The following is a 22,215-nucleotide window of genomic DNA, read 5'->3' on the forward strand; positions in this document are numbered from 1 at the left end:
AAAAAATAGAGCCGTTCCGCTATTGCGGGACGGCTCCATCAGTTGCTATCTCGGCGTGGTGATGATCTTCAAGGCAGCCTGCATCTGGATGTCATTATCATCATCTTTCATCGCTTCGGTAATTTTCTTTTGCAGCAGGTCTGCTGTTTTCTGGTCGATGATCCCCGTTTCTTCCAGATGATTTCTCAGCTGGAAGGCACTCACTGCTTTTTCGGTCTGTTCACTATAATAGCCATCGATCCTGCCAGGTCCATAGCCAAGTCCCTGCAGCATTTCCTGTGCGTTTTTCACCTGCTCACCGTTCGTATCAGGCTTCAATGCATCCTCTACCTCAAGTGGGTGAGTAGAGAAGTAGCTCGGCTGCCGGACAGTGATATTTGGTTCGATCCCTTTATGGTGGATCCAGTTTCCATTCGGTGTCAGCCATTTGAACATCGTCAACTTGATGTTGCTGCCATCGCCCATCGAAACAGCTTGCTGAACGGTTCCCTTTCCGAATGTTTTTTCCCCGACGAGCGTATATCCTTCCGCTTCTTTCAAGGCGCCGGCCAATATTTCAGAAGCGGAAGCGCTGCCTTTATCGACAAGGACGACGATCGGATATGGCTTGCTTTTTTTCAAGGTGGAGAAGTAGCGAAGCTTTTCCCCGTTGCGCTGTTCAATTTGGACATAAGGCTTCGTATCCGTCACGAATTGCTTGAGGATCGCCTCAACACTGGAAAGTAGACCCCCTGGATTTCCGCGCACATCAATGATCAAACCGTGGATTTTTTTCTTTTCAAGATTTTTTAAGGAGGCAATGAAATCCTCTGCGGTATGTTCTGAGAAAGATGTAATATCTATATACCCGATTGATTTTCCTGCTTCCTTTTTCAAATTGGAATGAACGGTTTCAACCGGTATTTCTTCTCTTTTCACTTCCACTTTCAATGGCTGAGCCAAGCCGCTGCGGACCACTTCCAATGAAACACTGGTCCCCTTTTTCCCCCTTATTTTTGAGGTGGCTTCATATAAGTCCAGCCCCTCCACCGACTCTCCGTTCACTTTGATGATTTGGTCCTTGGGCTTCAATCCTGCTTTTTCTGCCGGTGAATTTTTAAACGGGGACATGATGAGCAGCTTTCCGTCCTCCACCGTGATTTCCGCTCCGATCCCTTCAAAGGAAGAAGACAAGGAATCGTTGAACTGTGCAGCCGTTTTCGCATCCATATAAACCGAATAGGGGTCTTTCAACGTGTCGATCATCCCTTGGATCGCGCCTTCCATCAGCTGATCCGGATTGACAGCTTGAACATACCTATCCATGATCAGATTGTAGGCCTTTTCTACCTTTGCCCACTCCGCTGTCGATGGATGCGCCCCCCCTTCATTCACTCCACTCTGCTTTTTTTCTGCAGTATTCGGGGGTCCCGCTTTTTCATACCCTGCCCACTTCAGTCCCCCATATGCTCCGCCGGCTCCTATAAGCAGGCAAACGATCATGGTTAATACAAGCCATTTTCGATTCATGCTGTTCCTCCTTCACCCATATCGGTCGTTTAGTAAGGCTGTTTTAAAAAGATTCTGTTCGACTTCTTAACAGAGACTTCCGAAATAGCCATCAGTAAAGTGTCAAAAAAACATCGCACGTGCTCCGGGTGCGATGTTGTTGTTACTTCACTATATGATTGGGTTGGACGAGTTATGAATCGATGTTGGCAAGAAGTTCATGACATCGACTGCTCAAGGGCAGTTTCAAACTGGTGGATGATATCCTCCGAATCTTCTATCCCCACAGAAATCCGAACGACCCTTTCGTTGATTCCCAGCTTTTCAAGTGCTTCAGGCGAGAGGGCGCGATGCGATGTGCCTAACGGATAGGATACTGTCGTTTCGACACCTGCAAGGGAAGGCACGATTTTGACCCAGCCAAGCGACTTGAAGAAGCGATGGTGATCGGCCGAGCCTGAAAGCTCGACGGTGACGACCGCTCCCTTGCCTTTAGGAGAGACAGCCTCTGGGTAATACACCGTTTGGATGCCGCGGTGCTCCTTCAGGGCGGATGCCAATCTTTCTGCATTGTGCGACTGGCGCTCCATCCTCAAGGCAAGCGTTTTGATGCCGCGGCATGTCAGCCAAGCCTCGAACGGACTTAAGTTCGACCCAAGATTCACGATCTTTCCCCTTGCTTTTTGGACAAGATCTTCATCCCCGGTCAGCACCCCGGATGAGACGTCGCTATGGCCACCCAAATATTTCGTAGCGCTGTGGACGACAAGATTGACCCCTTCCTTATACGGCTGAAGAAGGAGTGGCGTCGCGAAAGTATTGTCGATCATCGTCTTGATGCCTTTTTCCTGACCAATCTTTACAAGAGCCTGGATGTTTTCCACCCGGAGGAAAGGATTGGAGATGCTTTCAGAAAATAATAGCTTTGTATTTTCCTTGATTGCTGAGCGGATTTCCTCTTCATGTTCAAATGAAACAAAGGTCGTCTCGATGCCGAGCTCCTTTAGTTCATGATTCAATATATGAAAAGTCCCCCCGTAAACATCATCTGCCGCGACAATATGATCGCCGCTCTTCACGACCGATAGAAAACCTGCCAAAATCGCCGATAACCCTGATGACGAAGCAACACCTGCCGGAGCTTCCTCCAACTTGGCGACTGCCATTCCCAATTCATCCGTATTCGGATTGCCCGTCCTCGTATACAGATAAGATGAATCTCCATCGTAAAAGCCTTCCAGCTCTTCCAAGGAATCGAACGAAAACACGGACGTTTGATAAATCGGCGTCGACTTACTCTTGATTGCTTCCCTGCTCTTCAACGAACTATGTACGGACTTCGTAAAAAAATCCATCTATTCATCACCCCTGTACTTTGGTGCCTGTCACTTAAGTGCACGGCTGATTCCATTATACAGGTTATTGTTGATTTGTCAGAAGCTTCTGCATCATTTCTTCGTCCATCGGTCCGACAATTTTTTCCTGGATGATGCCTTTTTCGTCCAGAATATAAGAAGTCGGGATGGCAAAGGCACCGTATTCCTTCCCGATTTCCCCTTTTGCATCTAGGAGGACAGGAAATGGCATATGATAATCTTTCACAAAGCTTTTGACCTTATCCTGGCCTTTATCGAGACTTGTCAAGTTGACGGCTACGATTTGAAAGTTCAACTTCTCTGCCTTTTCATTATAAAATTTGACCATATGTGGAATTTCCGCTTGGCATGGCGGACACCAGGTCGCCCAGAAATTCAGGATGACTTTCTTTCCTTTAAAGTCAGACAGATTGGCGAATTTCCCATCGATCGTCTGCAACCGAAAATCCGGAGCTTTACTTCCTTTTTTCAATCCTCCTGAATCTCCTGTGTCAGCCGATCCTTGTCCATCAGCCAATTCGATTCCCTGCTCATTCGAGTTCCTTTTTTGGGAAGTCTTATCGATCAGGTTGAAAACCAAAATTCCCATCAGGAGCCCGACGACCAAAAGGGAGAAAATTCGTTTGTTCACTCTGTTGACCTCCTTTTCCAATAAAATATGAGCATTAACAAATAAAGCAGCAAATAACTAAATAAGCTTGGTGTCAGCAATGCCCCCTTGTTAGAATCAATGAATCCTTGGAACAGAAGAAAGAGCGTTTGCAGCTGCAAGATAAATGAATGATTCTTCTCTTTTTTGGCTTTAATCATGAAAGTCACCAGCAAGGCGTTCCCGGCAAGCTGGACACACATCGGAATGAGATCGAATCCGTTGAGGGCTTGTACAAGCAACTCAAATGAGGCTCCTTGAAAGACCCAGGCAATACCGAGAGCGTCAACTTCATGATCAATCCTTATCTTTTTAAGCAAATAAAGCATTCCAACGGCTATTCCGAGAAAGAATCCTTTCGTACCCCCATTAAAGTAGAGAATGGACATCGGATGGGAAACTGAAATACTGAACTCGAATAAAACGATGCTCAACTTCCACACAACAAAGCAAAGAAATAAGGCATTGCTATACAGATCGGCGATTTTTTTCTCCTTTAGGAGATAAAGCACAACGATTGTCATAAAACTTGAAGCTGCAATCGCTACCCATGAAGCAGGGAAGGAAAAAGCTCCAATATGGTACCAAGTCAATAACATCACCTGTCTATAAAAATTTTATCGATAATTGTACATCCGCACTGTCTGTTATCGTTTGAAGCATTCCACAATTGGAAAGCACCAGCTTTTCCAATTGGGTTATTTGTTCATTTGTGAAATCCTTGGATGAACAGTTTACGGAAAAATCGAGTACAAGCCTTTTTATACGATTGGAGCGGTCGGCATCACGATCGACATCTGCAGCTATCGTGATTTCCCCAAATTCCACCCGTTTCTTTTCAAGAATTTTCTTCAAAACATGGCTGCTGCATCCGGCCATGGCTGAAACAAACATTTCTAACGGCCTGAACCCTTTCGCATTATCTGGCGAAACACGAAGTTCCCCGAAAGGCAGATCCGCTGCCAAGTAATCCGTCAATGTGAAATTCATCTCATACAACTCCTTTTTGACATCATCATAGATAGGAATTGTTAAGATTGTATTAAGCAGAGAGAAAATATCCACATTTTACACGATGACAAATTTATAGCCAATCCCACGGACCGTTTCAATCATATCTTTTTTTGTACATTCATTGATCTTTTTTCGTAAATGGCGGACATGAACATCTATCGTCCGTTCTGTCACATGCCGTTCATTATTCGTATAGAGGGCATCGAGCATCTGCCTTCTTGTCAGTACCTGCCCTGGATGAATCATGAACAAGTGCAAAATTTTATATTCAAATGCCGTTGCTTTAATAACAGTTCCCTCAAAGGCAACTTCTCCCTTTTGAGGTTTAAGCACCAAGCCGTTGACACTGATTTTCTGGCAGCGATCAGCCGTCCTCCTCAGAACCGTTTCCACCCTGATGACCAGCTCGCGTGGACTGAAGGGCTTGGTCATATAATCGTCGGCCCCGAGCTTCAGGCCGCCAATTTTATCCTGCTCATCAATTTTTCCTGTGACAATGATAATCGGTACATTGCTTTTTAGATCTTTCCGGATCCATTTGCACACCTCTTCACCAGTGATGAAAGGGAGGATCAAGTCCAAGATCACAAAGCAGGGATCATACTTCAAGAAAAGCTCCTTCCCCTCTTTTCCATTTTCCGCCTCAATGACTTCGTACCCTTCCTTGTGCAAATACGATTTGATCAGCTCGCGAATGTTGAAATCTTCTTCAATGACAAGGATCGTCTTCGATTTAATTACGGGAATCTCCAAAACATCACCCACTCATAAAAATTGGTCCTCTTTGCAGAGAACCATTTAAAGACTATTTTCGTAAACGCTGCAGCTAAATTGCACGTGAAATTCCGCTTTAATCAACCTCAAAGTGTGAAGTGAACTGCCTTGAGAGTACAGCCTTTCGAAAAAAGTTATGCTTCCTTCTTTGCTGCGACGATGTAATAAACACCTTGGTTAAAGTAGCCGACTTCGGTTTGGAAGCCTTTTTCATCGAGAAGATCTGCCATCCTGCCAGAAGAAATCCGTTCATGGAGCGGTGGCCCCATTTCCATTTCGATTGCTTCCCAATCGAGAATGAGCCATTTTCCATTTGGTTTAAGAGCCTTATGAAGGTCCGACATTACTTTCTCAAGCTCAGGCACTTCATGGAGAACAAAGGCTGAAACGATTTTGTCCATAGAATGATGATCCAAACCTGCTTTTTCAAGGGACGCCTGGACCAAAGTGACATTCCCAACATTTGCTTCCATGGCGCGCTTCTCCAGCAACTCCAGCATTTCGGCCTGAAGATCGACGGCTACAACGTTCGTGTTCACTTTCTGCGCAATCGGCAATGTCAAATAGCCGTTGCCGCAGCCTAAATCAGATACGATATCTTCTTTGTTTACATCCAAGAGTTGGAGAACACGATCGATTGGAATTAATTCCTGTCTTTTGGGATCAAGAAGTTTCTCTGCTTTTTGATAATTGAATACTTTACCCCCCATTACATATCAGCTCCTTTTATATACCACCTTAGGTATATCATTTTTAATGATCTTCGTCTACAAATCAGCTTAGGAACACGGGGGCAAAAAGTTGATATCCGCTGTAGGATCCTCGTTTTCTGTGGGGAGGACGGTGGACACTCCCGGGTCTCGCACCTTCAGCTTCGATCAACTTCATGCTTCCACTTGTCACTGAAAGTGCACAAGGCTTTGGGATCCGACCGTTTGTTTTTTGTGGACAGGTAATCGGATTTCGACCGTTGTTCCTTTGTTCAGCTCACTTTTGATTTGGATAGTGCCATTATGTTCTTTAATGATTCGAAAGCTGACCATCAACCCCAGCCCTGTCCCTTTTTCCTTATTGCTATAGAACGGTTCTCCCAGTCTGTCAATCCGTTCTTTGCTGATGCCGATTCCCGTATCCTTGACCGAAATGACCAGTTCCCCTTTATCATGAAAAGTCGTAATTTGGATGGTTCCGCCGTCTGGCATTGCATCGATGCTATTTTTCAGCAGATTGATAAATACTTGTTTGATTTGATTTGAATCACACAGAACCCGTGGATTCGATGCATATTCGTAGAATTCGATGTCGACATTTTTCAATAGTGCTTCCGATTCGATGATTTTGCCTAAAGTCCCAAGGAGCACATGCATATCCGTTTCTTTGAGCTCAACGGCTTGTGGTTTTGCCAATGTAAGAAATTCTTTAATGATCTCCTCCAATCGGTCGAATTCATCCAGGATGACGTCAAAGTATTCATCTTTTACCAAGCCCTGTTGAAAAAGCTGTACGAATCCTTTGATCGAAGTAATCGGATTCCTGATCTCATGGGCGACCCCTGCTGCAAGCTCCCCTACGACCGATAGCTTCTCCGATTTCCACAGCAGCTCCTCTGCACGACGTTTATCGGTGATGTCCCTCGAAACCGTCACGATATTGATCAGTTCTTCATTCTCATCCAGAATCGGGATGCCCGTCGCTTCGATCAATAGCCAATTCCCCGCAGGATGATGGTAATGATATTCCGCTTGCCTCGATTCCTTCGCTTGAATGATTTCATTAAAGGTATTGATTACATTGTCCATGTCACCAGGATGCACGCGGTCGAAAGCGCACTCGCCTTCCATTTCACCCGGTGAGATTCCCAATACGACTTCATGGGATGGTGAAGCATAGACAATTTTTCCGCTGCCGTCCACCATAGCAATCATATCCGTCATATTTTCAGCAATTAAACGATATTTTTCTTCACTTTTAATCAGTGCCTTCTCAATGTTCTTCCGTTCAGTAATATCTACGCAGGAAGCGATGACTTCAACCACTTTTCCATTCCGCCATATGGGGCTCAGTGCAGCAAAATAGTTTACCCCATTGACCTCACCTTCATATGTGACATCTTCTTCCCCTTGCCAAGCCCTTTCATAAGGCTCTAGTTTCTCCTGAGTCATTTGATGGGGCATAAAATCATAGAGTTCCTTTCCAATGACCATTTCTGGTGTAAGTCCCAGCCGATATAGCAGCTCTCCATCACATAATGTATGAAGGAACCTTCCATTTTCCTTTTTGAATTTGAATGTCATGCCCTGCTGCATCCTTACTGTTTCCTGCAGTTCCAGCCTAGCAAGGCGCAATGTTTCTTCATACCATTTTCGTTCATTGAGGTCCTGGGATAGTCCTTTATCAATCATTTTCTGTTCAATTTCGCAGGTCTTCAGGATCCAATCGTCCCCGGACATAGGCCCACTGAAAAAATAACCTTGTCCGCAGTCGCAAAGATGCTGCTGCAAAAACAATAGCTGTTCCCTTGATTCGATCCCTTCAGCAATCACCTGCAGGCCAAGATTATGGGCCATTGAAATAATCGTCTTCACGATCGTTTCATTTCGTGGATTTGTTTGAAGGTCTCGTACAAACGATCGATCGATTTTAAGCGAATCTACCGGCAGCTCCTTTAAATAATTCAGGGAGCTGAAGCCTGTCCCGAAATCATCCACACTGATCAAAATACCCAATTCCTTTAGCTCTTTGAGGACCTTCACAGCCCGATTCATGCAGGAAGTCATGCTCTCCGTAATTTCCATTTCAAGGAATTTCGGTTCAAGTCCTGACTCCTTCAATGCTTCCTTGACCATTTCGACTATTTTCGTCTGAGAAAATTGTCGAGCAGAAATATTGATGGAAATGACGATATGCGAATACCCCTGATCATGCCAAGCCTTGTTCGCTTGACAGGCATTGTCGAGCACCCACTTTCCGATCGGCAAAATTAAGCCGGTTTCTTCAGCAATCGAGATGAAGCTTGCGGGATGAAGCAATCCTAGTTTTGGATGATTCCAGCGGACCAAAGCTTCCACACCTTCGATTTTTCTTGATTTGAGATTGATCTTAGGCTGGTAATGCAAGACGAATTCATTTCTTTCTACCGCCTTATGTAAATCCATTTCCAATTTCATCGGATTTAGATATTCATTCTTTTCTATAGCGGAATAATAACGATACGTATTTTTCCCTTCCTTCTTGGCATGATGCATCGCAAAATCAGCATGCTTCAAAAGAGCTTCAACCGTATCTCCATCCTCCGGATATGTGCTGATCCCAATGGAGGGAGACGTGTATACATCATATTCCTCCACCTTAAAAGGTTTGTTCAGCGCTTCCATTAATTTTTGGGCCATCGCTGAGATTCCAGCTCGATCACTATCCATCAACATCACCACAAATTCATCGCCGCCAAGCCTGAAGACTTGATCGTTTTCTGATAGGCATTTTTTTAACCTTTCGGATACATGCAGCAGCAGCAAATCACCGATACTATGCCCCATCGTATCATTGATGACCTTGAATCGATCCAAATCGATGCTGCATATGGTCATCTTTGCCTGTTCGTCTTGCTTGAGGATCTGCAGCATCAGTTTCACAAGCATTCGACGGTTGGGGAGGCCGGTCAAAGAATCATGAAAAGCCATATGAGCGATATAATGTTCTGCTTCCTTCTGCTCGGTAATATCCTTGCCAATTCCATAAATGCCAATAATCTGTCCATCGACAACAATAGGCAAGCTGGTCACATCCAGTATGACTTCCTGTCCATTTTTCCCAATGATGACTGCTTCTAATTGATCTACCTTCCCATTAAGCGAATTTTTAAAAGCCTGGACACACCGATCAATGCATTCTTCCTTAATGACTTCAGTGAACGATTTCGCCAGCAGCTCTTCTCTCGAAAACCCGGAAATCGTTTCACAAGCATTATTTACACTTGTAAATGTTCCATTAATATCGATTGAATAGACGGCATCTGTATTGTATTCGAACAATGATTTATACTTTTGTTTATTTTCCACTAATGTTTTTTGCAGCTGCATCTTTTCCGTTATATCCCTTGCAATGATTAGATAGGCACGATCATCGGCATAATCAATTTGGGCAATGGTTCCCTCGATGAAGAGCTCCCTTCCGCTAAGTGCAGTGATATTCATATCGAATTGAACTTTATCACTCTTGCCGGAGACTTTTTCTTTAAGAGATTTAAATTTTTGATAATCTTTCGGGTGGGTGAAGTCGCTCAATGACTTGTGCAAAACTTCCTCCATAATCGACGCACCCAAACCCGCCACTGCTGCAGGGTTTGCATACACAAGCTTCCCATGTTGATAAACCACAATGGCATTCGGCGTTAAATCTGCTAAACTTCCTGAATGATGCGGGGGATTCGCTCCCAATTTCTCATGAAAGGATAGATTGATCGAGTTCCGTCCTGAATGGGTGGAACGATAAATGAATAGAACTATCAACGTGCCAATCACAAAACAAACCGCGATCGCCAATGTAAGGAGCATCGGATCTAAATGTTGAAAAAACATCCCCTGCATGTGCTTCACACCTTTTGTAAAAGTTATGTTTTCGTTGTGGTTAAAGGACTCTCCTTAATCATAATATCGACGAACATAATTCTATTTTATAGCAAATTGAAAGGTTTATCATATAAAAAATCAGATTTTTCCAATAAATATCATTTCAATCAGAACTGGCTCGTATTTTATGGAGCTCTATTGAAGTTTTTTTAACGTGTGTTTTGACTGGCATCCATGCTCAAGAATAAGATGGTTACATAATGGTTTTTTAAAATTGTTTTTCTTATTATGATTTGATGTTGATTGTAACGGAAGGTGCGAGACTCCTGAGGGAACAGCGGGCCAGGTGAGACCCCGCAGCGAAGCGGGGAGGAATTAGGCGGATGTTCGATTAAGTTCGGCACGTCCTCGAAAAATGCCAGGCATTTTTCTTCGTGCGACTGTCGCTGTCGAAGATTTCCCTGTCCTGTGCCAACATCGAACGACCTCACTTCGTGTGAGGCCCCTCGGAAAGCGAGCATCCTGCAGTGGAAATCAACTATACTCTATTTTTGAGTAACATCGAACCTAACAAAAAGAGCCTAAAAAGACCGCAGTGCAACCCGAAATACTTCGAGTTCTCTACGGTCTTTGCTGTTACGCTATTAAAACAGTTAATTATAAAGAATCTTTTCTTTTATGAATTTGCCAATGCCTTTCAGCCATGTCGTTCTGGATGCGGTTTGAAACCGGTAGCTTTTATTGCGAACCTCTTCCATTGTAGTGGCAATGGATTGATAGATTCCCTCTTGGGACTCAATTTCTTTCGTGGCATGATACAGCTCAACATCCTTGGCATAACGCTCCAATTTCTGCGAATCGTCTAGAATATTCAACAGCTGCTCTTCGATCGGAACATCCTTCTCCAATGGAAACACTAATCCATTTCCTTTTAAATACTCCAAATTGATGGTTTCCTGCCCTGGCAGCGAGGAGTAGACAAATGTCGGAATGCTTTTATACAGGACCTCACTCATCGTCACTCCTCCGGGCTTTGTGATGATGGCATCCGCTTGATCATACAAGTCATTCATTTCAGAGCGAGAAGAAATATACGTCAAAGGCTTTACATGCGGAAGGTTCAATGCTTTTAATTCTTCATAAAGTCTATTATTGCTGCCGCAAAGCACCTGATAAGTTATGGAATCTTCAGTTTCAGGGATCAGGCTGACGATATCCCCAAGCCCACTGCTTCCTCCTGCAACAAGCACCTGCTTCTTCGGTCCATCCGCTTTGCACTGTCCTTTTGTAAATGCTTCATGAATGGGAATTCCGGTTACCTTTACCCGGCTCGGGTCAATCGCATATTGATCTATGAATTCGCCCTTCACTTCAGCTGTAGGTACGAAATGCAGATCGATGCCTTCTTTCCCCCAGAAATGATTGACAAAGAAGTCTGTATAAACATTGACTGCAGGGATATGACAGCGGCCATACATTTTCAATCGGCTTACCAAATAAGAGGAGAATGCCTGGGTGCAGACAATGAGATCAGGCTTTTCCTCTTCCAGCATCCTCTCCATTTTTCGTAAAAAGTAAAACTCCAGCGTTTTTTTGGGCTTGTCTTTCTTATCTTCTGAATAGCCGGCTTTTTTATAAATCCATTCATATGCCTTTGGAAAATCATTGATCCAGGTCAAATATCCCTTTGTGACAAGATCGCCAAAGCCCTGATTGATATAGGAAAAGAATTCGATTTTTTTATATTCAACGGACGGATTCCGCTTTTTTAATAAATTCATCATTGTATCAGATACTTGGTGATGACCGGACTGCATCTGAAATAATGGTAGAAATAAGACTTTTTTCATTTCACCATCTCCTGTCATTCCCCACTTGCCATTGGGAATGTATTGTCTATATCGCTCTTTTACATCCATTCTGAATGAAAGGCTGATCGTAACTTTACTATATTATCCATTTTAACATACTCTCTATATTGAAAAACCATTACACTTTATTGACGAATGAAAAAGAAAAAAGGTTCACATTCTTAGCGATTTATTTAAGCAAAAGTAGGCTCATTCCTCATTCTACTATGATTTTTAACTGATTTGGGTTAAGAGAATATGAAAATCAGATTAAAATAATATGAAGAATGATTCCTCCCTGCTTCTAAACCCTATCCTATGAATATTTTTATCCATTAAATCTCAAACTAAACTTCATCAATTTCCACACATTCATTTGATTTCCCCCTATCATAATCGGGTATGTAAGAAATGTAAACAGGGTGACAGGCACCATCCAGAAAATGGATGGTGCCTGTCACCCTGATAATGGAGGTGTTCAAACATGGAAGGTTCAACGATCAAGGCTTTTATTTTTGATGCGTATGGGACATTGTTCGATGTTCATTCGGTTGTTGAGAAATGCAATGAATTCTTCCCCGGCAAGGGCGAAGCGATCAGTCAAACCTGGAGGAGGAAGCAGCTTGAATACTCATTCCTGAGACAACTGATGGGCAATTATGAAACATTTATGACAATTACAAAGAGTGCATTAAAATATGCATGTGCCGAGCAGGGAGCAGAATGGAGCGAACAAACGGAGCAGGCATTGATGAAAGAATATTTGAAGCTCACTCATTATCCTGAGATAGAGGATGTCCTTTCCCGGTTAAAAGACCGTAAATTGGCCATATTCTCCAATGGTTCGCATGATATGCTCGATCCACTAGTCGAACAATCCGGACTGGGCCCTCTCTTGGATGAAGTCATCAGCATCGATGATGTGAAGCAGTATAAGCCTACCACCGCTTCCTATATGCATGCGATAAAGAAGTTGAACGTCAAACGGGACGAGGTATTGTTGATGTCATCGAACGGATGGGATATTTCCGGGGCGAAAAACTTCGGTTTCCATACAGCATGGATCAATAGAAATGGCCTGCCGGTAGAAGAATTGAACCTTGTGCCTGACAGCATCTATTCAGATTTAAACGGAATCTTGGAGTGGAAGTAAGAGATATAACGAACGGCCCCTTCTAAAGAAGGGGCCGTTCGTTATTGGCAACTGCTACAGATCGCCTGCCAAGCGAAAGCCGCTGAATTGCCAGCGTTTTTCCGGCTGGAAGAAATTGCGGTAGGTGGCTCTCATATGCGACATGGGGGTTGCACACGAACCACCTTTCAGTACCATTTGATTGCACATGAACTTCGCATTATATTCGCCGAGAGCACCTTCCAGAGGCTTGCTCCCCGGATATGGGGAATAGGCGCTCGAAGTCCATTCCCACACATCGCCATAAACTTTATTAAACGGTCCATGAATGGAAATGTCCTCCCAGGTTGGATGCATCATTTCTTTTTCTAAAAAGTTCCCGTCGACTTTTACCAGCTCAAAGGCATGCTCCCACTCCGCTTCAGTCGGCAGCCGTTTGCCTGCCCATCTTGCAAATGCGTCTGCTTCATAAAAGCTGACATGGCAGACAGGTTCATATTTTTCCACTTTCCGCTCACCGGTCAATGTAAAATAATGCCACTCGTCGCCATGCTTCTTCCAATAAAGCGGTGCATTCCAGCCTTCTTTTTGTACGTGCTCCCATCCTTCAGACAGCCAGAGTTCTGGCCGTTCATACCCTCCATCTGCAATGAACTCCATAAATTCAACATTCATGACGGGATGTGAAGATAGGGTATAAGGGTTCAGCCAAACTTTATGGCGCGGCCCTTCATTGTCAAAAGCAAAGACATCTCCAGAATGTCCGATCTCCACAAGCCCCCCTTCCATTTCCACTGTGGTCGATTCTTGATAAGGGATCGTTTCAGTCTCGTCTTTCTCTTTATCTTTATCTTTTATAAATGTTGGCAGAATCGGATTCTGCGAGAAATTAAATTTGATATCTGTCAATAACAGCTCCTGATGCTGCTGCTCGTGATTCAGGCCGATTTCGATCAAGTCTTTAAGATCCGTATGCTCTTCGGGATTCATTTGTCCGATGAGCTTTTGCATATGTTCATCGACATGGTGGCGGTAGGAAATGACCTCTTTCACGGTCGGACGCGCAAGATTCCCCCTTGAATGACGGGGATGGAAAGCGCCGACAGTTTCATAATAAGAATTGAATAAGTAGTCGAAATGAGGATTCAGCTCTTTATACTGAGATAAATATGATTTCAAGATGAATTTTTCAAAAAACCATGTGGTATGGGCAAGATGCCATTTCGGAGGGCTGGCATCAGGCGAGGCCTGTACCATGTAGTCCTCAGTTTCAAGCGGGTAAACGATCTTTTCGGTTAAGGATCTGATATTCTTGTATCTTTCCGCTATGCTGCTTACTTTATCTTGAACACTCATTGTTTTCCTCCTTCATCTTTTGTCCTTGCTTATTTTGTAAAATTTGCTGATATTAATAGAATGGTGTGCTATGGTGATTTCCGCTGCAGGATGCTCGCTTTCCGAGGGGGGGCCGTGAGCCTCCCCGCTTCGCTGCGGGGTCTCACCTGGCCCGCTGTTCCCTCCGGAGTATCGCACCTTCCGCTACAATCAACCCCAATAGTGAATTATTTTAAAAAAATGTGAAAAATATTACCTTTGAGAAAGCAGGCTTAGTTCTACTAAAGAACAAACATCACACGCATTTCTCCTTGATAAGTAAATAGCCTGAATGAAGAGCTTTTAAACCTGCCAACATCTCTCAGCAATTTTGATTTAGGCTCTATTAACACCGTCGCTTTTCATAATAGTTATGCAATGGTGATTTTTTGTATAGAGAAACTGTTAAAAAACAAATTTTTTGAAGAAAATGTTGTTTAGGAAAGTAAAAATTAAGGCTGATTATTCATATCCAGTATTCAAATTAAGCTTTATCAATCAAACCTTTCATTTTCTCCATCATTGATCACACTTTCTCCATCACATATTGGATTTTCTCAATCACAAATCCTGGTTTCTCCATCAGAGCCAACAATTTCTCAATCACTCAAATAAATAGTGGCTTAAATCCCACTTATCGTTTTCCAAAAACAAACAAAAAAACTGCCCTGATGTGCTTGTTCAGCACCATCCAGGACAGTTTTATTCAATACTCTTCAAGCGGCCGATCATAGCGGCCGAACCAGTCATATCTATTTTTAGAAACCCACATGTACAACGGACTGAATAAGGTATTCATGAAAGGGAGATAGAGCAGGAGGCTGATCGGAAATGTCAGCGGCAAAGCTTTTAATATCCGCCTTACTGTCTGAAATCCTGCCAAAACATGACCATCCGCCGTCACCATATGAATTTCATCGTAGAGATCTCGCCCTTGATCCTTCAAATAAGCATAGCTAGTATTTTCAATGGACTGCACAGGGATCCATTCAATGCGGTTACCCCAGTCCAGCTTCATCAAAATCTTTTTTGCATTGGAGCATAACGGACATTGTGCATCGAAAAATACTTTATGGCGTTTCATGTTTGTTCCACCTTTCAAGCAAAGAGTTGTCACTGTTTTCATTCCCTCTGCCGGGAGGTGCTTAAACTTCCTGCCTTACACGTAGGTCAAGGATTCCAAAATTTCATTCAAGCTTAGTTCGGCACATGCCATCGATGTGTCGGCAACGCCATAGTATAGCTTGACGATATCCCCTTCGACGATGGCGCCGCATGAAAATACGACATTGCCAAAGAATCCTTCGACTTCATAATCAGCTTCAGGCGCCAAGATCGGCTGGTCTGATCGTGCAATGACCTGCGATGGGTCTTCGAGGTCCAACAATACTGCACCCATGCAGTATCGGTCTTCTTTTGATGCACCATGATACAGCTCCAGCCATCCCTTTTCCGTTTTGATTGGAACGGCGCCTCCGCCCATGCGTCCGTTATCCCACATGCCTTCACGCAAGCCGAGCAAATATTTATGATTTCCCCAGTGGAGGAGATTAGTCGATTCAGCGATCCACATTTCAGGCTTGCCTGCACTTTTTGGAACAGGACGATGAAGTGCATAATAGAGCCCATTAATTTTTTCTGGAAAAATAAGTACGTCCTTATTTTCTGGAGCAAAGATCATACCATGGTGCTCGATTTCCACAAAATCTTTTGTGGAAACAAGCGACTCTCCGACACCCACGGGGGAGACGGCGCTGAAATAGATGTAATATGTATCATCGATTTTCGTGATTCGCGGGTCTTCAATCCCGTAAGTTTCCAATTCATTTGAAGGGTAGACGAATGGCTCATCGTCAATGGTGAAATGATGGCCATCCTTGCTCCTGGCAATCCTTAAATAAGATAAAGAAGTCAAAAAAGCAAAGCTTTGAGAATCATCATGCCTCCTGATGACGCGGGGATCGGCAAAATCATATAGTGGATCATCCGAACGCAATTCGATGATTTCCAATTCATTCGTTTCCGGATTATAGACCGGAGCTTTCACAATACCGGGATCATCGCTGATCGGGCGTTCCGCTACCCGAAGAAGCATGATCGTCTCATCGTTATATTGTTCAATCCCCGCGTTAAAGGCCCCAATCACCTCAAAATCCTCTCTGTGGGGCTTCACATCCATCGGGGTGACAAGCGGGTTTTCTTCATATCTATATACATTCATGTTGCACCTCTCCTTTATCTGCATATTTTTAAGCTTCATACTCGAGGAACGGATCCGGAATGGTTATTTTTTGCGCTCCCGCATCACTGATCCCTGCATAAAGATCGGCCGTTCCATCCTCTTTCCGGACAAGGCCGCCGCTGAATACAACATCGACCAAGTCCGGCCGCTTCGCTGGTCCTTGCAGGAACAGTTTTCTGGCTGCTATCAACTTAATATCGGATATAGCACCTGCAGCAGGATCCAAGGCAAACGCCATCGGATAATAATGCCTGTCCCCTGCATCTTCAAAGGAAGCGATATGCCCCAACACCCCGATGAGACCGTTGGACAGCAAGTGTGCTTCATTGGCACCGCCCCACTCCTCTTCAACAAACTGTCCTTTCAGCAGCGGGGCTTCTTCGATACGTTCAATGGACAACTCGTCCATTGATTCAATATTCGTAAAGCCGATTTTTCCTCTGCCTCCTTTTTCACCTTGGGGACGTGTCAGGACGCCGATGGAACCGTCCTTCAACTCGACGAGGCGAATATCCTTCATCCCGTCTGGACCTTTGGCGAACTCTTTTAACTCAGAAATCGTTTTTCCTTTTAAAAATACCGTCCTCCAGCCGAGGGCATCCTGAACGGTTGGATGGGGGAAAATCTGCACCCCGCCAACAATCAACTCACCCTTGATTCGCGTAATAAAAGGATCCTGCAGCTCAAAGACAGGTGCCCCTTCCCGCGGAATCCATTCATCTCCCCGTTTTACAAAAAAATAAACGTTTGAATGTTCACTGTCCCTTTCCTCCACACGTCCGGCAATGACAAGTTCACCATCATCTTCAAAAGGCGCCGTAATATTGTATACATCCCTTTTGCCGACACCGGTATAGCGGATGATCTCCGGAGTTGCCGCCTGTTCCTCATCGGCAAACTCCCTCAATAATTCTTCACATGTTTTGACACTTCGCTTTGTCAACGTCTTCAATGGTTTTCGACTCCTTTCAATAACCATGCTTCTTTCGGCGTGATTTTCAATTTTTTTCGTTAGGCTCTGTTAAACATCGCTGTTGATTCCCACGCAAGTCTTCGCTTTCCGGAGGCGAGGCCGTTCGATGTTGGCACCGGACGGACCGAACTTAATCGAACATCTGCCTATTCCCTCTTCGCGCTTTTTCCGCCGGAGTCTACGACTTGCGCTCCAATCAACTGCTTGAAACAGCCTAAAATCAATAATAGGCTTTAACATAGCCTTTCGTTTCAAAGCTCTTTGCCCACTCGAGCTAGTAGCCAGCCTATTTCCCATGTCTTTTAAAATTATTTAAGCGTAAACTGCATGCCTTCTTTGAATTTTTTCGAGAAAATCAGGAAGATAATGAGGATCGGCAAAGTGAGCAGCACGGATGCTGCATACATCGGCCCCGGATATCCTCCATATGGTCCAAACATTTGTGACAGCAAAACATTAAGCGTCAGCAGGCTGTCGCTCTTGACGACGATCATATCCCATAAAAGCTCTGTCCAGCGCTCCATAAATAAGAACAAAAAGATGACAGTGGTAATCGATTTCGACATCGGCAGGACGATTTTGAACATGATCTGCCAGTCGCTCGCGCCATCCAATTTCGCCGCTTCTATGAACGTATCAGGTATTGCTTTAAAGAAATTCGTGTACATAAATACGGCAAATAAACTGACCGCTTTCGGCAAGATCATCCCTAGATAAGAGTCGTACATGCCCAGTCGTTGAATGACAAGGAATGTAGGAATCAACAAGATGATCGCCGGGAAAAACATTTGGAACAAAATGAAATTATTGATCGTGCTTCTTCCCCTGAACGGGATTTTCGCCAGTGCATAAGCTACCATAATCGCAGAAGCCATCATGAGCAGCGTCGATCCCGCAGAGACGAGGAAGCTGTTGAAAAATGCATGGATCCACGGTCTCGGAATGACGGATTCCCCGCCTCCCAGCAGCCACTGGTATGACTTCAGCGTAAAGTGAGTCGGAATGAGTTTCCTGTCGACCTGTGTCCAATCTGCAAATGACGACAATACCATATAAAGATATGGGAAAATCATGATCAATAATAAAACGATTGCGATGATATATCTGAGCAGCAGTCCTTTTTTCTTAGACCCATCCATTTCGCTTCCCCCACAATTCTAAGAGTTTTCGAATGATGAAAATTGAAACAAATGTAACGATGGAGGCAATGATCGCAACTGCTGAAGCGTATCCTGCTTCTAGGTTGGTAAATGCCTTCGTGAAAATCTCCATTTGCCAAGTATTCGTCGCATAATCCGGTCCGCCGCCCGTCAATTGGTACACTTCGGTGAATATGCCAAACGTCACGCCGATCGCTAAAATCAAAACAGTGAACAGCGCCGGGTACAGTAAAGGAAAAGTGATTTTCCAAAAGCGCTGCCAAGGAGTGACACCATCGATCAATGCCGCCTCATAGACTTCCTTCCCGATACTTTCAAAGCCTGATGTCAAAATCAGGGCATAATAGCCGGTGAATTTCCAGGCAATGATCAAAGCGACCACAAAGAGAGCAGCAAATGGACTTCCCAGCCAGTTGATATCAATTCCGAATGAATTTCTCAACACTTCATTGATCGGGCTGTTGTAAGATAAAATCCCTTTGACAATCAAGGAAGATACTACCCCGGATGCCAGATACGGCAGGAAGAAGCCGATCAAAAACAATCCTTTAAACTTCGGCAATCCGTGGATGATCAAGGCAACAATGATGGAGGAAGCGATCACCATCGGCACGAATAAAAACATAAATTTAAATGTAACAAAAAATGCCGCATGGACCCCCGGGCTCTTCAATGCTTCGATATAATTATCGAATCCTTTAAAATGAAACGTCGGAGCGATCAAGTTCCAATCCGTAAATGATAGAAAAAGCGACCAGATCAACGGAATGGCAAAGAAAACGACAGCATATATAAGATAAGGACTGGCAAATAGCCAGCCCAATCTTCCTTGTCCTTTATGCCCCATTAGTTGAGAGCCCCCTCAAACGCCTTCTTCATGTCTTTCCAAGCTTTATCCGGCGATTTTTCTCCTTTTACGACAGGATTGAAGGCTTCACGTCCGATGATGGTCTGCAGATCATTATACTTTGCATTATCCATCGGCGGGATGGCATTCGGCACAGCAGCAGCATACGGCTGCAGTGCTGGATTCTTATCGAAGAAGTCTTTGAATGTTTCATTCGTTGTCAGGTCATCGCGGGCAGGAGGAAGGTTTGTTTTTTCAAGCCACTTCTCATCGTTTTTAGGATTAGAGTATACCCATTTGATGAATTTCATCGCAGCTTTCTGCTGATCTTTTGTTGCCGAAGCGTAGATGACCAAACCTTTCGTATCGGCAAATGTTTTCACATTTTTCGTATCCATTCCATCCGGAACCGGCGGTGTTGCCAACGTATACGTATCATTGAATTTCATTTTAGGGAATTTGTCTTTCCAATAGCTGATCGTCCATGGGCCGATATCCGTAAAGATCCCCAATCCTGTTTCGAAAGGATCTTTTGCTTGTCTCGTCATCAATGCTTTTTCTTTACGAAGGTTATCTACAAAGCTCAAAACCTTGACTCCCGCTTTGTCATCCCCTGTGAATTTGCTGCCTTCAATGAACTTGTTTCCATCGGAAGCCGCATCATAGAGCATAAAGAAATCAAACCAGCGTTTCCAGGCAGTCGGATCGACCAGGTCGGCTTTTGCCCATACATATTTGTCTGGAAATTTTTCTTTTAGTTTTTTGGCTACATCCAGCATTTCGCTGTATGTCTTCGGCGGTTCGTTGTAGCCGAGCTCCTTCAAGATATCCAGTCTCCAGCCAAACAGCATGGCATTGGAATAGATGGGCAAAACATATTGATGGCCGTCGGAAAATTCCCAGCCCTTCATCGTATTTTCCATATGGCGAGCTTTTTTCACTTCATCCCATCCATCAAGACTATCCAATGGGACGAGCGCTTTACTTTCCGCTAATTGTGCAGCGAATCCCCGATTTATGTTCTCAGACATCGTTGGAGCGCTTTTTCCGGCAATCGCCGACTGGATGCTCGCCTCTGATGTCGGACTTTCCTTCATCGGGCTGACCTTAATCTTGATTTTCGGGTTTTCTTTTGTGAATTCTTCTGCTACTTCCTGCCAGTAGACTTGCTGGGTCGGGTTAGGCGCTGCCCAAAATTCAATGGTCGTAACACCATTTTTGGAAGTCGATTGGCTATTGCTCGTATTTCCTGTACTGCACCCTGCAAGACCTGAAACTGTAAGTGCTCCCGCAATCATGACAGATGCAAACTTTTTCATCTTCATCTCGAATCCCCTCCACCTTTTTCCATTTGACAGCAATTATTTGCAGCCAAAAATGACACTATTAAACTCTAACTTTTAAAAGTACAGTCGGGACCGCCAAAAATGTTAGCGCTATCATTTATACAGAAAAAATTTTATACTGTATGTATAAATTCTATAACTTGTATCAACAGCTCCCAACTAATTACAAACATTACAATTATTTTGTAATGTATAAATCATCTTTACAAACTCATTATTACACCACTTTTTTATAAAGTCAATTGGATTTCACAATAAAAGTCGATTTACCAGCATATAAATTAGTTGATATATGCATTTTGTAACGTTACAATATTAATTACAAGAAAGTGACGAAATTCGATAGATAAGGAAGTTTGAATGGATATGGACAGAAAAAAAACGAAAGTAACCATGCAAGACATCGCCGATCATCTCAAAATATCAAAAAATTCGGTTTCGCAGGCATTAACCGGAAAACCCGGAGTGAGTGAAGCGACAAGAAAACTGGTTGAAACAACTGCGGAGGAATTAGGATACCAATACACAAAACCCCGCAAACAAACAGAAGACACAAATCAGCATCCGAAAAACATCGCCTTGATCGCATCGGAGTATGCTTTTTCACTAAAGAGTTTTTTTGGAGAAATTTATTTAAGCATTGAAAAAGAGGTCAAAAAACGAGGGATGAATCTTTTCATTGAATCCGTCCAGATTGATGCCAGCCAGGAAAGCCGTTTGCCAGAACTGCTTAAGAACCATGAGATCGATGGAATCCTTGTCCTCTCCCATGTTACGACCGACTATATCATTTCATTGATCAACACCGGCAAGCCAGTCGTACTCATCGATCATCATGATCCGCTTCTGCAAGCTGACGCCATTTTAACCAATAATCGATTCGGTGCTTATAATGCGGTCAAACATTTAATAGAGGACGGACACAAAGAGATCGCGTTTATCGGCGACGTCGAAAAATCACCAAGCTATCAAGAGAGGCTCGAGGGATATTCATTAGCCTTAAAACGGCACAACCTGGTCATGAATCCTGATTATATTTACTCTTCTATAAAGGAAGAACAGCCGAATATATTTGAGATTATCTTTCAATCAAAAGAATTGCCCACCGCTTGGTTTTGTGTAAATGATGGCTTCGGTTTCCACGTTCTATCCGGACTACAGCAAAAAGGAATTTCCGTCCCTGATGAGGCGGCGGTTTGCAGCTTTGATAATGGACAATTATCTCAAATCTCGACGCCTAAAATTACCACAATGGATATTGACTTGAACTATTTTGGCCGAAAATCCGTCGAACAGCTCCTATGGCGGATGGACCATAAGGATGAACCATTTCAGGAAATCCTGCTCTCGCCAGAACTGCTAGTAAGAGGCTCGACTTTAAAAGGTGAATAATGTATCGAACCCGCCACATCATTGTGGCGG

The 22,215-nt window shown here is 43.8% G+C and carries 18 protein-coding genes; 2 read left to right on the top strand and 16 right to left on the bottom strand.

Annotation, left to right across the window (positions count from 1 at the left end):
* Nucleotides 1-45 precede the first annotated feature (45 nt).
* The 9 genes from D9X91_RS06505 to D9X91_RS06550 all read right to left on the bottom strand — a co-directional run bounded on the left by D9X91_RS06505 (nt 46) and on the right by D9X91_RS06550 (nt 11,719).
* A complete protein-coding gene (locus tag D9X91_RS06505) occupies nt 46-1,509 on the bottom strand; it encodes a S41 family peptidase (protein WP_121679769.1) in 1,464 nt (487 codons plus the stop codon).
* Nucleotides 1,510-1,706: 197 nt separating this feature from the next.
* Complete coding sequence (locus D9X91_RS06510; RefSeq protein ID WP_121679770.1) at nt 1,707-2,843, bottom strand: trans-sulfuration enzyme family protein; 1,137 nt, start codon at nt 2,841-2,843, stop codon at nt 1,707-1,709.
* Nucleotides 2,844-2,907: 64 nt separating this feature from the next.
* Nucleotides 2,908-3,495 (bottom strand): peroxiredoxin family protein, encoded by a 588-nt coding sequence (locus D9X91_RS06515; protein WP_121679771.1) that lies wholly within the window; start codon nt 3,493-3,495, stop codon nt 2,908-2,910.
* On the bottom strand, nt 3,492-4,106 hold the full coding sequence (locus D9X91_RS06520; RefSeq protein WP_121679772.1) for a hypothetical protein: 615 nt from the start codon (nt 4,104-4,106) through the stop codon (nt 3,492-3,494). The genes D9X91_RS06515 and D9X91_RS06520 overlap by 4 nt, the downstream gene beginning before the upstream one ends.
* Before the next feature lie 13 nt (nt 4,107-4,119).
* Nucleotides 4,120-4,503: an OsmC family protein gene (locus D9X91_RS06525; RefSeq protein WP_121679773.1), complete on the bottom strand. Its 384-nt coding sequence runs from the start codon at nt 4,501-4,503 to the stop codon at nt 4,120-4,122.
* 78 nt (nt 4,504-4,581) lie between these two features.
* Nucleotides 4,582-5,280 carry a response regulator transcription factor gene (locus D9X91_RS06530; RefSeq protein WP_233569713.1) on the bottom strand — a complete coding sequence of 233 codons (699 nt, stop codon included), beginning with the start codon at nt 5,278-5,280 and terminating at the stop codon, nt 4,582-4,584.
* 155 nt (nt 5,281-5,435) lie between these two features.
* Nucleotides 5,436-6,011 (bottom strand): class I SAM-dependent methyltransferase, encoded by a 576-nt coding sequence (locus D9X91_RS06535; protein ID WP_121679774.1) that lies wholly within the window; start codon nt 6,009-6,011, stop codon nt 5,436-5,438.
* 189 nt (nt 6,012-6,200) lie between these two features.
* Nucleotides 6,201-9,887 carry an EAL domain-containing protein gene (locus D9X91_RS06540; RefSeq protein WP_121679775.1) on the bottom strand — a complete coding sequence of 1,229 codons (3,687 nt, stop codon included), beginning with the start codon at nt 9,885-9,887 and terminating at the stop codon, nt 6,201-6,203.
* A gap of 635 nt (nt 9,888-10,522) precedes the next feature.
* Entirely contained in the window at nt 10,523-11,719 is a 1,197-nt protein-coding gene (locus tag D9X91_RS06550) for an MGDG synthase family glycosyltransferase (RefSeq protein WP_158598251.1), read from the bottom strand.
* Between the two features lie 484 nt (nt 11,720-12,203).
* On the opposite strand from D9X91_RS06550, the gene D9X91_RS06555 reads away from it, so the two are divergent.
* Complete coding sequence (locus D9X91_RS06555) at nt 12,204-12,872, top strand: haloacid dehalogenase type II (RefSeq protein WP_121679778.1); 669 nt, start codon at nt 12,204-12,206, stop codon at nt 12,870-12,872.
* A 54-nt stretch (nt 12,873-12,926) separates the two neighbouring features.
* Here the strand turns inward: D9X91_RS06555 and egtB are convergent, their stop codons facing one another.
* The 7 genes from egtB to D9X91_RS06590 all read right to left on the bottom strand — a co-directional run bounded on the left by egtB (nt 12,927) and on the right by D9X91_RS06590 (nt 20,766).
* Nucleotides 12,927-14,207, bottom strand: a complete 1,281-nt coding sequence (egtB, locus tag D9X91_RS06560) for an ergothioneine biosynthesis protein EgtB (RefSeq protein ID WP_121679779.1) — start codon at nt 14,205-14,207, stop codon at nt 12,927-12,929.
* A gap of 724 nt (nt 14,208-14,931) precedes the next feature.
* On the bottom strand, nt 14,932-15,309 hold the full coding sequence (locus D9X91_RS06565) for a thiol-disulfide oxidoreductase DCC family protein (protein WP_121679780.1): 378 nt from the start codon (nt 15,307-15,309) through the stop codon (nt 14,932-14,934).
* A gap of 75 nt (nt 15,310-15,384) precedes the next feature.
* Nucleotides 15,385-16,446, bottom strand: coding sequence for a BtaManbiosPhlase (locus D9X91_RS06570; RefSeq protein WP_121679781.1), 1,062 nt, complete (start codon nt 16,444-16,446; stop codon nt 15,385-15,387).
* 28 nt (nt 16,447-16,474) lie between these two features.
* Entirely contained in the window at nt 16,475-17,419 is a 945-nt protein-coding gene (locus D9X91_RS06575) for an MTP-1 family protein (RefSeq protein WP_233569714.1), read from the bottom strand.
* Between the two features lie 329 nt (nt 17,420-17,748).
* Nucleotides 17,749-18,579: a carbohydrate ABC transporter permease gene (locus tag D9X91_RS06580; protein WP_121679783.1), complete on the bottom strand. Its 831-nt coding sequence runs from the start codon at nt 18,577-18,579 to the stop codon at nt 17,749-17,751.
* On the bottom strand, nt 18,566-19,447 hold the full coding sequence (locus D9X91_RS06585; RefSeq protein WP_121679784.1) for a carbohydrate ABC transporter permease: 882 nt from the start codon (nt 19,445-19,447) through the stop codon (nt 18,566-18,568). Before D9X91_RS06585 ends, D9X91_RS06580 begins: the two co-directional genes overlap by 14 nt.
* The gene (locus D9X91_RS06590) at nt 19,447-20,766 is read right to left on the bottom strand and encodes an ABC transporter substrate-binding protein (protein WP_407644176.1); all 1,320 of its coding nucleotides are present in this window, start codon (nt 20,764-20,766) and stop codon (nt 19,447-19,449) included. The genes D9X91_RS06585 and D9X91_RS06590 overlap by 1 nt, the downstream gene beginning before the upstream one ends.
* 387 nt (nt 20,767-21,153) lie before the next feature.
* Here D9X91_RS06590 and D9X91_RS06595 point away from each other — a divergent pair, with 387 nt between their 5' ends.
* Entirely contained in the window at nt 21,154-22,185 is a 1,032-nt protein-coding gene (locus D9X91_RS06595; protein WP_233569715.1) for a LacI family DNA-binding transcriptional regulator, read from the top strand.
* The last annotated feature ends 30 nt before the right edge of the window (nt 22,186-22,215 follow it).

It is taken from the genome of Falsibacillus albus, from assembly GCF_003668575.1.
Lineage (GTDB): Bacteria > Bacillota > Bacilli > Bacillales > DSM-25281 > Falsibacillus > Falsibacillus albus.

What these genes read in the sequence shown, in the direction of transcription:
- D9X91_RS06505 (WP_121679769.1), bottom strand. Translation starts at nt 1,509, where the DNA reads ATGAATCGAAAATGGCTTGTATTAACCATGATCGTTTGCCTGCTTATA.
- D9X91_RS06510 (WP_121679770.1), bottom strand. Translation starts at nt 2,843, where the DNA reads ATGGATTTTTTTACGAAGTCCGTACATAGTTCGTTGAAGAGCAGGGAA.
- D9X91_RS06525 (WP_121679773.1), bottom strand. Translation starts at nt 4,503, where the DNA reads ATGAATTTCACATTGACGGATTACTTGGCAGCGGATCTGCCTTTCGGG.
- D9X91_RS06535 (WP_121679774.1), bottom strand. Translation starts at nt 6,011, where the DNA reads ATGGGGGGTAAAGTATTCAATTATCAAAAAGCAGAGAAACTTCTTGAT.
- D9X91_RS06540 (WP_121679775.1), bottom strand. Translation starts at nt 9,887, where the DNA reads ATGCAGGGGATGTTTTTTCAACATTTAGATCCGATGCTCCTTACATTG.
- D9X91_RS06550 (WP_158598251.1), bottom strand. Translation starts at nt 11,719, where the DNA reads ATGAAAAAAGTCTTATTTCTACCATTATTTCAGATGCAGTCCGGTCAT.
- D9X91_RS06555 (WP_121679778.1), top strand. Translation starts at nt 12,204, where the DNA reads ATGGAAGGTTCAACGATCAAGGCTTTTATTTTTGATGCGTATGGGACA.
- egtB (WP_121679779.1), bottom strand. Translation starts at nt 14,207, where the DNA reads ATGAGTGTTCAAGATAAAGTAAGCAGCATAGCGGAAAGATACAAGAAT.
- D9X91_RS06565 (WP_121679780.1), bottom strand. Translation starts at nt 15,309, where the DNA reads ATGAAACGCCATAAAGTATTTTTCGATGCACAATGTCCGTTATGCTCC.
- D9X91_RS06570 (WP_121679781.1), bottom strand. Translation starts at nt 16,446, where the DNA reads ATGAATGTATATAGATATGAAGAAAACCCGCTTGTCACCCCGATGGAT.
- D9X91_RS06580 (WP_121679783.1), bottom strand. Translation starts at nt 18,579, where the DNA reads ATGGATGGGTCTAAGAAAAAAGGACTGCTGCTCAGATATATCATCGCA.
- D9X91_RS06585 (WP_121679784.1), bottom strand. Translation starts at nt 19,447, where the DNA reads ATGGGGCATAAAGGACAAGGAAGATTGGGCTGGCTATTTGCCAGTCCT.
- D9X91_RS06590 (WP_407644176.1), bottom strand. Translation starts at nt 20,766, where the DNA reads ATGAAAAAGTTTGCATCTGTCATGATTGCGGGAGCACTTACAGTTTCA.
- D9X91_RS06595 (WP_233569715.1), top strand. Translation starts at nt 21,154, where the DNA reads ATGGATATGGACAGAAAAAAAACGAAAGTAACCATGCAAGACATCGCC.